12 protein-coding genes and 3 pseudogenes are annotated in these 14,753 nt (G+C 29.9%); 3 read left to right on the top strand and 12 right to left on the bottom strand.

Features of this window, described 5'->3' with window-relative positions; all coding sequences use genetic code 11:
• Positions 1-325: 325 nt before the first annotated feature.
• The 4 genes and pseudogenes from CLCHR_RS18475 to cobJ form a co-directional block, all read right to left on the bottom strand.
• Positions 326-505: a transcriptional regulator gene (locus CLCHR_RS18475; protein ID WP_079441386.1), complete on the bottom strand. Its 180-nt coding sequence runs from the start codon at positions 503-505 to the stop codon at positions 326-328.
• Positions 506-696: 191 nt separating this feature from the next.
• Positions 697-1,146: a GNAT family N-acetyltransferase gene (locus CLCHR_RS25290; RefSeq protein WP_341456925.1), complete on the bottom strand. Its 450-nt coding sequence runs from the start codon at positions 1,144-1,146 to the stop codon at positions 697-699.
• Between the two features lie 15 nt (positions 1,147-1,161).
• Positions 1,162-1,923, bottom strand: a pseudogene (locus CLCHR_RS25295) (cobalt-precorrin-6A reductase); the annotation flags it as partial.
• 2 nt (positions 1,924-1,925) lie between these two features.
• Positions 1,926-2,648 carry a precorrin-3B C(17)-methyltransferase gene (cobJ, locus tag CLCHR_RS18485; RefSeq protein WP_079441388.1) on the bottom strand — a complete coding sequence of 241 codons (723 nt, stop codon included), beginning with the start codon at positions 2,646-2,648 and terminating at the stop codon, positions 1,926-1,928.
• A gap of 344 nt (positions 2,649-2,992) precedes the next feature.
• Here cobJ and CLCHR_RS18490 point away from each other — a divergent pair.
• Positions 2,993-3,109 (top strand): annotated as a pseudogene (locus tag CLCHR_RS18490) (YVTN family beta-propeller repeat-containing protein); the annotation flags it as partial.
• Between the two features lie 61 nt (positions 3,110-3,170).
• On the opposite strand, the gene CLCHR_RS18495 reads toward CLCHR_RS18490, so the two are convergent.
• The 3 genes from CLCHR_RS18495 to CLCHR_RS18505 form a co-directional block, all read right to left on the bottom strand.
• Positions 3,171-3,797: a DUF2318 domain-containing protein gene (locus CLCHR_RS18495; RefSeq protein WP_242966150.1), complete on the bottom strand. Its 627-nt coding sequence runs from the start codon at positions 3,795-3,797 to the stop codon at positions 3,171-3,173.
• A 159-nt stretch (positions 3,798-3,956) separates the two neighbouring features.
• Positions 3,957-5,705 carry an urease accessory protein UreH domain-containing protein gene (locus CLCHR_RS18500; RefSeq protein WP_079441390.1) on the bottom strand — a complete coding sequence of 583 codons (1,749 nt, stop codon included), beginning with the start codon at positions 5,703-5,705 and terminating at the stop codon, positions 3,957-3,959.
• A gap of 284 nt (positions 5,706-5,989) precedes the next feature.
• Positions 5,990-7,093, bottom strand: a complete 1,104-nt coding sequence (locus tag CLCHR_RS18505) for a C40 family peptidase (protein ID WP_079441391.1) — start codon at positions 7,091-7,093, stop codon at positions 5,990-5,992.
• A 265-nt stretch (positions 7,094-7,358) separates the two neighbouring features.
• Here CLCHR_RS18505 and CLCHR_RS24550 point away from each other — a divergent pair.
• Positions 7,359-7,502 (top strand): annotated as a pseudogene (locus tag CLCHR_RS24550) (cell division ATP-binding protein FtsE); the annotation flags it as partial.
• Positions 7,492-8,385 carry a permease-like cell division protein FtsX gene (ftsX, locus tag CLCHR_RS18510; protein ID WP_079441392.1) on the top strand — a complete coding sequence of 298 codons (894 nt, stop codon included), beginning with the start codon at positions 7,492-7,494 and terminating at the stop codon, positions 8,383-8,385. The pseudogene CLCHR_RS24550 and the gene ftsX, both read left to right, overlap by 11 nt.
• Positions 8,386-8,512: 127 nt before the next feature.
• Here ftsX and CLCHR_RS18515 read toward each other — a convergent pair whose 3' ends face one another.
• The 5 genes from CLCHR_RS18515 to CLCHR_RS18535 all read right to left on the bottom strand — a co-directional run bounded on the left by CLCHR_RS18515 (position 8,513) and on the right by CLCHR_RS18535 (position 14,513).
• Positions 8,513-8,797 (bottom strand): hypothetical protein, encoded by a 285-nt coding sequence (locus CLCHR_RS18515; RefSeq protein ID WP_079441393.1) that lies wholly within the window; start codon positions 8,795-8,797, stop codon positions 8,513-8,515.
• A gap of 215 nt (positions 8,798-9,012) precedes the next feature.
• Positions 9,013-10,392, bottom strand: a complete 1,380-nt coding sequence (locus CLCHR_RS18520; RefSeq protein WP_079441394.1) for a sensor histidine kinase — start codon at positions 10,390-10,392, stop codon at positions 9,013-9,015.
• Positions 10,389-11,072: a response regulator transcription factor gene (locus CLCHR_RS18525; protein WP_079441395.1), complete on the bottom strand. Its 684-nt coding sequence runs from the start codon at positions 11,070-11,072 to the stop codon at positions 10,389-10,391. Before CLCHR_RS18525 ends, CLCHR_RS18520 begins: the two co-directional genes overlap by 4 nt.
• A gap of 137 nt (positions 11,073-11,209) precedes the next feature.
• Positions 11,210-12,466, bottom strand: a complete 1,257-nt coding sequence (locus tag CLCHR_RS18530) for a S8 family peptidase (protein ID WP_079441396.1) — start codon at positions 12,464-12,466, stop codon at positions 11,210-11,212.
• 223 nt (positions 12,467-12,689) lie between these two features.
• Positions 12,690-14,513 carry an urease accessory protein UreH domain-containing protein gene (locus tag CLCHR_RS18535; protein WP_079441397.1) on the bottom strand — a complete coding sequence of 608 codons (1,824 nt, stop codon included), beginning with the start codon at positions 14,511-14,513 and terminating at the stop codon, positions 12,690-12,692.
• Positions 14,514-14,753 lie beyond the last annotated feature (240 nt).

Genomic DNA, 14,753 nt, shown 5'->3' on the forward strand with positions numbered 1-14,753 from the left:
ATGTAATATTTATAACATTATTTACCTCCATTTAAACAAATATCTTCTTCTCAATTCATTTTAAATATTTTAATTTTTTAAGGTTAATCACATCCTCCTATAGATATCCAAACTCCGAATTTGATTTATGCTTTGAAATACCTTCTCTTTCGGTTGGTTATCGCATAATATCTATATAAGAAAAAAGGATACCCTTTTACAAGATGATGCACTTAAAATACTATGATAGAACTTCTATTTATTAGAAATCCATCTCCGTATTCTCTAGCAGCATTCGCAACAGAGTGTCCTTTTTTTAATTGCTACAATATATGTATTATTTTTATTAATTTGCTGGTTCCCACTTACATCGAACTGGTGATACAATTGCACTATCCTTTTTCAATTCTTTAAATGCATTATCAATTTCTTTACGATCTAAACCAGATAATTTTTCAACTTCTCCTGCACTTACTGGCTTTCCAGCCTCTCTCATAACCTCTAATACTTTTTCTTTAACGCTCATTGCTTTTAACTCCCTTCAATAAGAATTATTTTATTTATTTTGATTATATTTCATTAATATTATTTAATCAATAATAATTTTCTCATAAAATCAATTATTAATTCTAGATACTTCTTTTCATGAATACAAAATTCTTCTATACTCAAAATAAGCCTTTCATTATGACCTTTCCATTTAACTCTTTTAAGTTATTAAACTAATTTTTTCATGCAAATACTATTATCGTCATTAACATAAGGGCCATAGTTTTCTATTAGTGTATAACCCATTTTCTTATATAAATTTATAGCCGCATTCTGCTTACTTCCTGTTTGTAAAATGAGTGTTTTAATTTTACGTTCAATAGCTAATTTTTCAATTTCTCTTACTACGATTTCTGATAAACCTTTTCCTCTATTATTTTGACATACAAATACTCTTTTCACTTCTGCTAAATCAGTATCAAGAATTTTTAAACACCCACAAGCCACAGGATTATTATCTTCATACACTATTATTGTTTGTAAATCACTTACTGTATTATGCGATGAATAAATATTTTGCATTTCTCCATATATTTGATATAATTCATCGTCAAGTTTTTGTTCCAATATCTTAAAATCACTGCTTCCCGTTGTAGTTCTTTCAATTTTATAACTCATAGAAAGTTGCTTTAATTTATATTCTTTTACTAAATACTGCAATAATTTATCCACATCATTGAATTCAAAATCATATTTAAGTTTTGGTTTTTCTATGACAATCAATTTAATCTTACTCTCACGAACAGCCTTAAGTTTTTCTAAAACTCCACCTTCTTCACCACTGTCCTTTGTTAAAATCCCTTTAATAGAATATTGATTAATAAAAGCTTTTTCTAGTTCATAAGATATTGGTCCTTGAAGCGCTATAATATCCTTAATACTAACTCCTGCTTCAACTATTTTGTTTAACACTTTAGGCATTGGTAAAATTCTATGTATCACTCTATATTTAAAATTTAAATCTAAAAACTTAGAGACATTATTTCCACCAGTCGTATTTAAAATATTTCCCTCTATACTTTTAATTATATCAATAGCTTCATCATAATTTTCAACTCTTATTATCTCTTCACCTTCATTATTTTCTAATGCTCCCTTTCGTTCATATCTTATATACTTAACTTTAAGCTCCTTTGTGCACTCTAAAGCAGTTTTGGTAACTTCCTGTGCATAAGGATGTGAAGCATCAATTAATACATGAATATCGTTTAGTTTCATCCAACTTAACATTTCTTCTCTATTTAAAGGTTTGGTATTCAAAACCTTTATGTTAAATTCCTTAAGAAGCTCTCCACCGTAGCTTGTTGCTGTAGATACAGCAACATCATTAGTATATTTACATATTGATGATAATATTTTTCTTCCTTCAGACGTTCCTAAAATAAATCCAATCATATCTACCTCTTATTTTCATATCCTCTTGGTGTTATAAACTTGCCATCTTTATAAAAGCTCTTTGAATTTCCCACTATTACAATTGACATCATATCAACAATTTCAGCATCAAAATCCCCAATAGTAAATAAATTATAACTTTGCCCTTCCCTAAGAGCATGCCTTACTACTGCTACTGGTGTTGAATCCTTTCTAAACTCTCTTATTATATCAATACATTCTCTTAGGTAATCTGGCCTTCCTTTACTCTTAGGATTATATAGTGATATAACAAAGTCACCTTCTGCCGCAAGCCTTACTCTCTTTTTTATATCTTCATAAGGTGTCATAAGATCACTTAGACTAATATTGCAGTTATCATGCATTAGTGGTGCTCCAACGATAGATCCAGCTGCACTGCTGGCAGTTATACCTGGAATTATTTCAACCTCTTCATCTTTCTTAAGCTCAAGTATCAGTCCAGCCATACCATAAATTCCTGCATCACCAGTACTTATTAATGCAACATTCTTATCTTTACATAAAGCTAATGCTTCTTTACATCTAGCTTCTTCACCTTTCATACCTGTTGAATATAATTCTTTATCTTTAACTAACTCTTTTATCATATCTATATATTTATTGTATCCAACAATAACATCACTATCTTCAATCGCCTTTAAAGCTCTTATACTCATATTTTCAATACTTCCAGGTCCTATACCTATAACTCTTAATTTTCCCATTTTAAATCAACCTCTTTTTCATTTTATTTCTTATCTTTCGAATAGCGCAAAATACTCTTATTAGTATCGTATTCCATGCATGTGATATTCTAAAATTAACATGTTTTTTAAAATATTAGCTTATCTAATTTTATATTATACCATTTGAACATAGTAAAGGTATAGATATCAAAGTTTCCATTCAATGTTTAAGGCACAATCAAAAAAATAATAAATTTATGTATCAAAAGTAAGTCTTACCTATTCGCTAACGAAGTCAAGACCTGTATTTAAAATTATAATGAAATAGGGCTTTGATATTAAATTAATTTTGTATCAAAGCTCTTTAACATGATAATAAATATGTTTATATAACAAATATGTATGATAATACAGTAATTGCTATAGATAACTCAAAAAACAAAGTAATCGCCATCATTTCTGTCGGAAGAACTCCAAATGGCATAACTTATAAAAATTAGAAATGAAAACAAAAAAGATATAGGCACTAATGCCCCTATATCTTTTTTGATGCCTTATAGTTTAACTAACTTTCCAATTACTAAAATAAGCTTTATTTTTATCTAAATAATTTTTATCAATTGTTATTTTATTGCCATCATCAACTTTGTTCGTATCTGATATAGGCACTGGGTTACATCCACCCTTAGTTTTTCCTACCATATTTGATGCAAATCTGTTACCACAGTTTTGGCATACTAATTCATCTCCTTCTTGTACATAATATCCTTTTCCTGAAGCATAACACACCTGACAAGTATTTAATGCAGTTCTTATAGTCCCATCTTTAGCCTTTAATGCTAAAACCTCCATTTTGATACCATTTGATTCATATGGATAAAACTTTACTGTATTAGAAATATCTGTTTTGTTAATTTCTATTCCTGGAACTATATCTGCTTTAGTTGCTTTAGACTCTTCACTTTTGCTTTCTTTATTACTACTACTTGACTCACTGTTCTTGCTTGAATTACCGCCACTACTAGCTTCATTATTAGTGTTTGCTGCACTTTCCTTGCTTGAAGATGAACATCCTGCCATAGCTAATATACTAATTAAGGCTATTGCTATAAAAATTAACTTTTTGTAATTATTAACCAGCCTTTTTCCTGAAGCTTTTTGCTTGTTTACTAGATCACTTTTTCCCATCTAAATTCCTCCTGATATTTGCATTTATTACTATAACTATAACCATAAATTATGTAGATAATATGTTTAAAACTTTTTCTATGATTAACTCCTACAATAATTTCTATCTATAGTCTTAAAATATTATTCATTTTATAATTATTTTGAAAACCCACATCATTATTTGCTAAAATACTGTTCTCTAACTTTTTCTAAATCTATAACGTTTATGTCATCTACTACTTGGATGACCGTTAATACATTAGTTGAATTTACTATTGCAAATTTCCCATTCTTATTGAACTTTACATCCATACTAACTATTCCCTTTGTACCATTCACTGAAGCAATACTTTCCTTAGTATCACTATTTATCACTTCAAATTTTTCGTCATAAGTATCAAAAGCCTTCAAATCAAGTGATATCTTAGTATTCATCCCTTGATTTGCTACTACAATAAGTGGCTCAAATTCATATCCAATTCCTCTTATATTAACGGTCTGGGTATTATCTGAAACAACAGTCTTTTTAATCAATCTGTCAGTTGAAACTTGATTTAAATCATCACCAAAAATACTGGGAGCTCGCTCTTCTTGAGTTGACTGATCTTTTGAGGTGTCCACTGTATCTAAATTATCCGTCACCTTAATTGAACCTTTGATCATTCCCATCCAACAGCTAAAATTTATATCCTTATCATTTGGAGTAAATTCCACTATATTCTCTCCAGATTTTATAGTATATTCCTGACTTAAAGCAGGAATAGCGATAGCATTATTACATGGATTTATTGCATCACCTTTTATTATCCACTTTACTGGTATATCCTTCTTAACATAAAATTGATTTGGAGTGAATCCGCTGCCATCTACCGTCATAGTTATTTCCTGAATTCCATCTTTCAAAATAGCTTTACTCATGTCGGATTCAGATGAAGAACTTGCAATTGAGCTACTCCTAATATTCATAAAATCAGGTACTCCTGCTCCTGCTAAAGCAAGCCCTCTATTACCCATAATAACTCCAAGAATTATTACTAGAAATCCACTCATTTTCAATATCTTTTTAGTATAACCTTTACTTAAAAGTCCTGATAATGCACCTAAAGTAAGCATTAATGGAACTGTCCCGAGTGCGAACAAAAACATTGATAGAGCACCTTTCGTTGCACTACCAGTACCTAGTGCATATAATTGCATTGTTTGAAGAGGTCCGCATGGCATTAACCCATTTAAAAGACCTACTAGGAATGGTGCTTTAAACTTCTTTTTCATTGTACATGTAGACCAAGGTAATCTTAGATTCATCCTTCTAAACATGCTAAACCCAGCCATATTCAATCCTAAAATAATCATAAATACACCTGCAAATATCTGCATAGCTGATTTTGTAGCTAATGATAGAGATAGTACTGAACCTAATGCCCCTACTAGTCCCCCTATAACTGTATAAGCGGTTACTCTACCAACATTATATAAAATAGCAGGGCGAACAACTTGAAGTTTACTTGCCTCATTCTTAGACATGCTTTGTGAAAGCATAATTCCTCCGCACATACCAACACAGTGAATCGATGTAAGCATACCTATTATAAACAAAACAATATATGAGGCTCCATTAAGCTTTGCATTCATATCAAATCCACCAGTAGTGCTTCCTAAGAATATAATTGCTACTACAACAATGAATATTCCAATAAACTTATACTTATCGGAACTCTCAATACTATAACCTGCAGATTTTATACTTTCTTTTATCTTATGAATGTCGCAAAGTTCAATATCATATTCAACTATGACTTGCTCTTTGCTATAGCTAGCTTTAGCGCTAACTACTCCTTCTAACTTCATTAATATTTTTTCTACTCTATTCTCACATGAATTACAAGTCATATCATAGACTTTTATTTTTTCTTTATTTATCTTCACTTTTACCTCCTTACCATATTAATTTATTACCCAATAATCTTTCTATATAGTAAATATTTAGTTTAATCCTTGGAAAAGAATAATCTTTAAGGTTAAATTATCCTTACATCATCTTCTTATATTACAACTTACTTATGTAGATTTTATGAAGTTTTTCATTCACATTAAATTATTTTTATGTATCGGAAATTTTTTAATTATTCCTATTCTATAAAAGCAAAAATATCGCAATAAATGCGATATTTTTAATATGTGCTATTTATAAGGTATGTATTCTAATCTTACTATTTTACTCTTCTAGCAGTTATATAATCAGTTCTCGTCATTGGTGATATTTTCAATACATCACCAGTTCTTGGTGAATGAATATATGTATTATTACCAATGTATATTCCCATATGAGTTGGGTCTCCACCTTTACCAAAGAACACTAAGTCTCCAGCTTGAAGTTCATCTCTTGAAACTCCATATCCATCATTAATTTGATCATATGTTGTTCTTCCTAGACTAATTCCAAAATGAGCAAATACATACTGAGTAAATCCAGAGCAGTCAAATCCTGTAGAAGGACTTGTTCCTCCCCATAAATATGGCGTTCCCAAGAAATTTGAAGCATATGCTATTACATTATTTCCAGAAGCAGAGGCAGATGTTGTTCCTCTTGAAGCATTAACTCTTGGCGCCTCACTTCTTATTTTATTTACTTGATTCATAGTTGTATTTACTAATGCTTGAGATTCATCTACCTTCGATGCATATAATCTTTCTTGATCTTTAGCCTCAACTATTAGTTTCTTCTGATCAGCTATGTTACTATTTAAATTTGTTAGCTTATCTTCATTTTCATTCTTTAATGTAAGTAAATCACCATACTTAACTTCAAGAGATGCTTTTTTACTTCCCACTACTGACTTCTTATCATTCAAGTCGCTTATTATTTTTTTATCAATACCAATTATCTTTCTAACTGCTTCAACTCTTGTTATTAAATCACTAAAGTTTTCTGAATCTAATAAAATTTTGAGATAACTAGATTGTCCATTTATATACATGGCTCTCACTCTTTGGTCTAATACATCTTGCTGATTTTTCACTTCTTCTTCAACTTGGGTAATTTGTTTTTTAGTAGTTTTGATATCGTTTTCTGTAGAATTTATGCTCTTCTTATTTTCTTCGATTTTCATCATATAATCTTCAATTTGATTGTCTAGATTTTCAATGCTCGCTTCAAGTTCTTCTCTTTTATCTTGCGCTTCTTTCAATGAATTTTTATTTTGCTCCAATTGGCTTTGTTGTGTTTGATTAGATATTGGTGCAGCAACTACTGATATTTGTGTTACTAACGCTAATGCAACTGCAAACATAACTGTCCTTGATGTTTTTTTCATTTGTTTCGCTCCTTCTCTCTAGAGTAACACTTGTTCCTCTTTTGTAAAGTTACTCCAATAATACACTAAAATTGTGTAGAAATTATGAAGATTCACTAGCAGGAATATATTACCAGTTACAATCACACAATTTCTTCATAAAAATAAGTTATAATACTACCAGAATAATTAACTAAATTAACAATGAATATAAATCCATAAAATTTAGTACATGTTAATTGGAGGAGAACTAATGATAAAATTTGTAGATGTTACTAAAGTGTATGATGCTAATAAAAATGGTACAACAATTCTTATGGCTACTCATGCTAGAAACATTGTTGATAAAATGAAAAAACGAGTAATTGCTATTGAAAGCGGAACTATAATCAGGGACGAAATTAGGGGGACTTACGATTATGAAAATTAATACTTTTAAATATTATATTATTGATGCATTTAAAAGCTTAAATAGAAATAAAACTATTAGTTTAGCTTCGGTAATTACAGTAACCGCAACTTTATTTTTAATGGGTATGTTCATCTTATTATCGCAAAATATACAAATTGGAATGAAGAATGTTGAATCACAATTACAAATACAAGTATTTTTAAAAGACGGAATTAGCATTACAGATCAGGAAAATATAAATCAAAAGTTAAGTAGTATACCTGGTATCGGTGACGTTGAATATGAAGATAAATCTGAAGCTTTAGATAAATTTAATAAAGAAGTGTCTGAAAATGATAATTCCTTATTAAGTAATTATGATTCTTCAAATAACCCGCTACCCAATTCATATATAGTAAAATTAGAAAAACCAGAAGTATCTGAGCAAGTAATAAGTTCAATAGAAAACATGCCCGGGATAGAGTCAATTAATAATGACCAAAAATTTACTAATAAAATAATCTCCATTTCTAACAGTCTTAAATGGATTAGCATTGTTTTATTTATATTAATGATAGCTACTTCAATATTTTTAATTAGTAATACTATTAAACTAACAATCTTTTCAAGACGTAAAGAAATTGGAATAATGAAATATGTTGGTGCAACAGATTGGTTTATACGATGGCCATTTGTCATTGAGGGAGCTGTTATAGGCTTGATTGGTGCAATTGCTTCTACTGTTTTATTATATAGTCTTTATAAGATAGTTTTTATAAAGATAAATGAAAGTTTGCTTTTGATAAACTTATTGTCGCCATCTTATATTACACAAGCTCTTCAATGGCAATTTGTATTAACTGGCATTCTTATTGGAGGCATTGGAAGCTCGTGGTCCTTATTCAAATTTTTGAAAGTTTAAATACATAAAAATTAAATATTTAAAGGGTATGCAATTATATACTGCATACCCTTAATATTTTTAGAAATCATATTATTTATATATTAATCATCTTATTCTTTTTATAAAAAACAGTTATTTCAAATTGTTATTCTATTTTATTTTGATTCTCATTTACCTCTTTCTTTCCACTACAGCAGCTTCCATTCTTACTACCTTTAAACATCATCCCCATCATAAGTACCATCATGATAGGACATATAAAAGGCGCAATTCCAGCTATCGCTGTTTTTAATCCCCCTTGAAGGTTTATAAAAGGGAGTATTGATACAACTATGAATGGTAATCCACAACAAAGTACCATCATTAGCATATGCTTTATTGGATTGTGCTTTTTATTTTCGCTATTCTTATTATTTCCATGACAATTCATAATAAATTCCTCCTCTTATTTTCATTACATTTATTAGGCATCTATGACAAAGCATATTCTTTTCTTTAAAACTTAAATTATTACTTTTCAATTTGTTCCCTCCTTATGTATATATTTTAAATAAATAGTATGAAGATTAGATGAAGATATTCTACCTATTTCAAAAAAGGCTGTGACACAATCTTTTAATAATTGTGCCACAGCCTTAAATATCATTATTTAATTTCACTCTCTTTACTCATGCATACAGTAAATATAGTTCCTTTACTCTCTTTACTATCTACATCGATAGTTGCTGAATGCAGTGTTAGTATTTTCTTTACTAAAGTAAGCCCAATTCCACTACCTTCAATTTTATGCCTGCTTTTATCCCCACGGTACATTCGTTCAAAAACATAAGGTAAATCTTCTTTTTTAATTCCAATTCCATTATCTTTTATTTCGATAATAACCTTATCCGATTCACTACTAATATTAATCCATACAGTTCCATTAATATTAGTAAATTTAATTCCATTTGATATAAGATTTATAAATACTTGTTTTAATTTATCATAATCCCCTAAAACTATGTAATCTCTATCTTCTTCATTCATGATTAGATTTATGTTTTTCTCACTAGCTGCAATGGAAAAATCACTAATTACAGTAGAAAGAAGTTCTCTTATACTAACTATCCCCAATTTAAGCACAATTTCATTAGATTCGATTTCCTTTAATGCATTTAGATTATTTAAAAGCTTACCAAATCTTATTACTTCGTCATTTAAATTATTAAGTTTTTCGGTTGTTATAGGCATTATCCCATCTATCATGGCCTCTAAATTGTTTTGAAGTACATTAAGTGGGGTTCTTATTTCATGAGATATATCTGAAATAAGTCTTTTTCGTAACAAATCTTGACTATTTAACTTATCCCCTAATGAATTTATACTTTCAGTTAAATTTCTAATTTCTTCAATATCACTTTTTATATTTGATTTCGAATCATAATTTCCTCGTGATAGACTCACAGACGTTTTCGAGACTTCTTTTATAGGTTCTGAAAATTGTTTTGATAAAATCAAGCTTATGATAGACACTATCAATAATGTTAGTACTCCACTAAATACAATACTCTTATTAATTTGAGTCTTAAAACTTATATCTTCTTGTGAAAGCATAACAGGTGCGTATTGACCTACTGCAATATATCCTACAGTCTTATCATTTACATTTATATCAAAAGTGCTTGTAGTATAGACTCCTGTTTCTTCTGAACCATTTATTGTGATATGATTTTTATATTTTATATCTTCATGATTCATTGCCCAAACTACTTTTTTATTTTCATCATAAAGTGTCAGACAATAATTGCTCATATATGCTTCGTGCATCATTTCTTCGCCAGAAGTTGGCTGCCATCCACCATCACTTTTATAAACTTGTTGAAAATATTCTACTAATCTAGTATTCCTTTGAGTTTGTATGTTTTCCATATACTTAGTAAATGTGTTAGTTATAGTTATATTTACTAGTAAAGCGGATAGAAGTACTGCGACTACAGAACAAGATATTATAATTATGCTTAAACGCTTTCTAATACTTTGCCTCATATATCATCACCAAACTTATACCCAATTTTTGTAACAGTAAGTATATACTTTGGTGACCTACTATCTTCCTCAATTTTCTTACGTAAATTCTTTATATGAACATCTATAATTCTATCTGAACCATCAAAATCAATCCCAAAAGTTCTCTCAATAATTGCTTCTCTTGTAAATGCCTTTCCTTTATTTGAAGCTAAGACATAGAGTATATCAAATTCGTTTGGAGTTAAACTTATTTCTTCTCCATCTAACTTAACTAACCGCCTATCCATATCAATTGTTAATTTGCCTTTATCAAGTGAAATAATATTTTCTTTATTTCCACCTATCCTTCTAAATAGCGCATTTACACGCGCAGTAAGTTCCCTTGGACTTAAAGGTTTTGTTAAGTATTCATCTGCTCCAATATTTAAACCTTCAATTTTATCACTTAATGCACTCTTAGCCGTAAGCATAAAAATGTATACATCAGATATTCTTCTTAGAACTTTGCATACTTCTTCACCTTCAATATCTGGAAGCATCAAATCTAAAATTACTAAATCTATTTTTTCTTTTCTGAAAACTTCAATTCCATCGAGTCCATTTTCAGTAGAATAAACGCCATACCCTTCTTTTTCTAGATATGCCTTTAATACTTCTGATACACTTTTTTCATCTTCAATTATTAGGATATTATTCATAATATTTACCTCATGCAATTTTATATTAATATAATACTTTCATATTCTAGTATTTTAACATAAATTTATGAATATTATATGTAGATCCATTTATATTATCTCTTTTCTTAATTGCCTCTAGGTTACAATGATGAACTCTATTTTTCTATTTGTTTCACTTTTTTAATTGCACTATAGGCATTAATCATCCCATATCCAGATTGTTGATCTTTACCTTTAGACATTATATCCTTAGCAGTACTATCTAATATGCTTTCTATTTGACTTGGTGTTAAATTCGGGTCTTCTGCTTTAATCATCGCTGCAATTCCTGTTACCACTGGTGCTGCCATACTAGTGCCATCCCATGCTTCGTATCCTCCTGGAACCGTACTTAGTATTTGTACCCCTGGAGCAGAGACCCTTATGCAGTTTCCATAATCTGAGAAATAAGCTTTATTATAATTATAATCCATCGCTGCTACTGCAAATGCTCCATCACTAGCCGGACTAACATTATCACTGCTCTCTCCATCATTTCCAGCAGCCGCTACAACAAATACCCCTTTACTCTTTGCATAATTTATTGCATCCGCAATTGATTTGCTTTTAGAATTTGTTCCAAGACTTAGATTAATTACATCTGCCCCCTTATCAGCAGCGTACTTTATTCCCCTAACTATATTATTTGTTTCTCCATTACCACTACTATCAAGTACTTTAATTGGAATTATCTTTACGTCTAAAGTTCCTGTAATTCCTGAAATGCCAACATTATTATTAGCGCTTGCTGCAATTATTCCCGATACGTGAGTTCCATGACCATTATCATCCATTATCTCAGCATTATCATCTACAAAATTATATCCGCTATTCTTCAATACTCTATTTTTCAAATCAGGATGTGTATAGTCTACCCCTGTATCTAAAACTGCTACTTTTATTTCTCTTTTTTGTTTTACTAATTCCCAAGCTTTATCTGCTTCTGTATAACTTATATCCCATTCATACTTATAACCTGGATCATTTACAATGAGATTAGTATTTTCCTTTATCGCTCCTAACTGAAAATCCTTCTTTACTGGAGTTTTTTGTATTGGCTTTATTATTTCAATTATTTTCGGCTCTTCAACCACTTTAATATCTTTTATATTATGAATATTGTCTAAAATATATTGTTTCAATTCATTAGGATATATTGTATCGTTCTCTTCATTATTCCTTGGAACAATAATAATACTCTTTAACGTACTTCGAAGGTTATTCAAATCAGCATTTCTTATCAATTTTACAAAACGGCTTACATTACTTAACTCTCTATCTATAATTCGCTCCCCAGATGAGTGCGTCGAAATAAAATTTAATGTAAATATCATTAAAATTACCGCTGTAATTTTAGTAAAGTTTCTCATCATAAAAACCTCCTTCTTAAATAAACGTTCTATCATTGGTTAGTATTTCCACATCCATACTTTATCAAACTAAGCATAAGATTATGATATAAAAAAATTATGTGGATTTTGTGTCAATCTTCTATTTAATAATATTATATTACCTAAAACACTCTATTTTGTTCTTTATACAACAAAATAAACTTAATAAGCCGTTATCATACTATGTGTAATAACGGCTTTTTATTTATTCGTTAATAAACTTTTTACGAACTTCTTCTAAATTCACATTTTTTAATGAGTCAGTGACTTCAATTCCAGCCAAAATTTGATTATTTTTAATGATCAAATATGTTCCACTGTTTTTTATGCTAAAATCAACATTTACTTTATCCTTTTTACCTTGGAAGTTAGTCACTATATCATCATTATCACCATTTAATATTACATAATTACCATCAGCATCATCATATGAACTAAGATCTATACTTAAGTTTGTCTTTATACCTTTTTCTAAAACTATTACAAGTGGATCAAATTCATACCCTATGCCCTTCATCTTAATACTTTGTGTATCTCCAGATATATTTGCTTTTTTAATTAATCTATCTGTTGAGACTTTTTTAAAATCATCTCCATATATGCTAGGAGCCTTTGGTACAGTGCTTGCTGACCCTCCACCCGTACAACAACTCATTCCACTGCTTGGCGCTGGAATTGATGAATCTGCCTTAGAGGTATCTACAGAGTCAAGATTATCCGTAACTTTGATTACTCCTCTAATCATTCCCATCCAGCAGCTAAAATTTATATCTCCATCTTGTGGAGTAAATTCTATTTCATTTTCACCAGATTTTAAAGTTTTTTGTATATTTAATGATGGCACAACAATTGCATTATTACAAGAATTGATTTGCTTTCCTGAAATTATCCACTTAACAGGTACTCCTTTTTGAACATAGAAAGCATTAGGTGTATATCCATTATTATCTGCAGTCATTCTTATTACTTGAACTCCATTTTCCATGGTTGCCTTACCTATATTAGTCTGAGATGCATTGGCTTCAGTTCCTGAAAGACTTTGAGCTAATGTAGTGGCATTTGGAATTCCAACACCTGCTAGTGCTAGCCCTCTATTCCCCATTATTAAGCCAAGTACCACTACTAATATTCCACTTAATTTTAAGATCTGTTTTGTGTATCCTTTACTTAGTAATCCTGATATTGCTCCAAATACTAACATCAATGGAACTGTTCCTAAAGAAAATAAAAACATTGATATAGCTCCGGCTGCTGCACTACCTGTTCCTAAAGCATAAAGTTGCATTGTCTGTAATGGTCCACAAGGCATCAATCCATTTAACACACCAACTAAAAAAGGAGCCTTGGGTTTATTTTTTATCTTGCATGATGACCATGGTAGTTTAATATTAAACTTTCTGAATGCTGAAAAACCAGCCATATTTAATCCCATTATTATCATAAATATTCCTGCAACTATTTGTAGGCCAGCTTTTACATTAAGTGATAATGATAATACTGAACCTAAAGCTCCAACAATTCCACCAATAATAGTATACGACGTTACTCTTCCAGCATTATATAAAATTGAAGGCATTAAATTCTTAAACTTACTCTGTTTTTCATCTATTATACTGTTTTTAGATAGAGTTTGAGTAAGCATTATTCCACCGCACATACCTACACAGTGTATAGATGTAAACACACCAACAATAAATAATACTGCATATGATGCATTATTTAACTTAGCACTCATGTCAAAACCTGCAGTAGAATTTCCAATTAACAATATAGCAGCAGCTATAACAAAAAAGCCCACGTATTTAAAAGTATTTGAGGTTTCAGTACTATAACCTGCTGCTTTAATTGCACTTTTTAACTGCTCTTTAGTACAAAGAGAGCTATCATATTCCACAACTACTTCCTCTGCACTATAGCTGGCCTTTGCATTAATGACTCCCTCAACTTTTTTTAGAGCTCTTTCTACTCTATTTTCACATGAATTGCATGTCATATCATATACTTTTATAATATCCCTTTTAATACTCATAATTTCCTCCTCAAAATCGCTTTTATGATAAAGCCAAACTTTATATCCTTATATAAATTTATTTAGATTCGCTGATAATTTTGCAATTATTAATAAAGAGCATTATATGACCAACCTCTAAATAAATCTAGCATCAGTACATACATAGTTAAAATCAAGTAAAAATTCAATTAATATTACGTTATCATAATTATAATAAAAAGTTATGAAGATTTTATGAGGATTAAATATAAATAATAA

It is taken from the genome of Clostridium chromiireducens (assembly GCF_002029255.1).
In the GTDB taxonomy this organism is placed as follows: Bacteria; Bacillota; Clostridia; order Clostridiales; family Clostridiaceae; genus Clostridium; species Clostridium chromiireducens.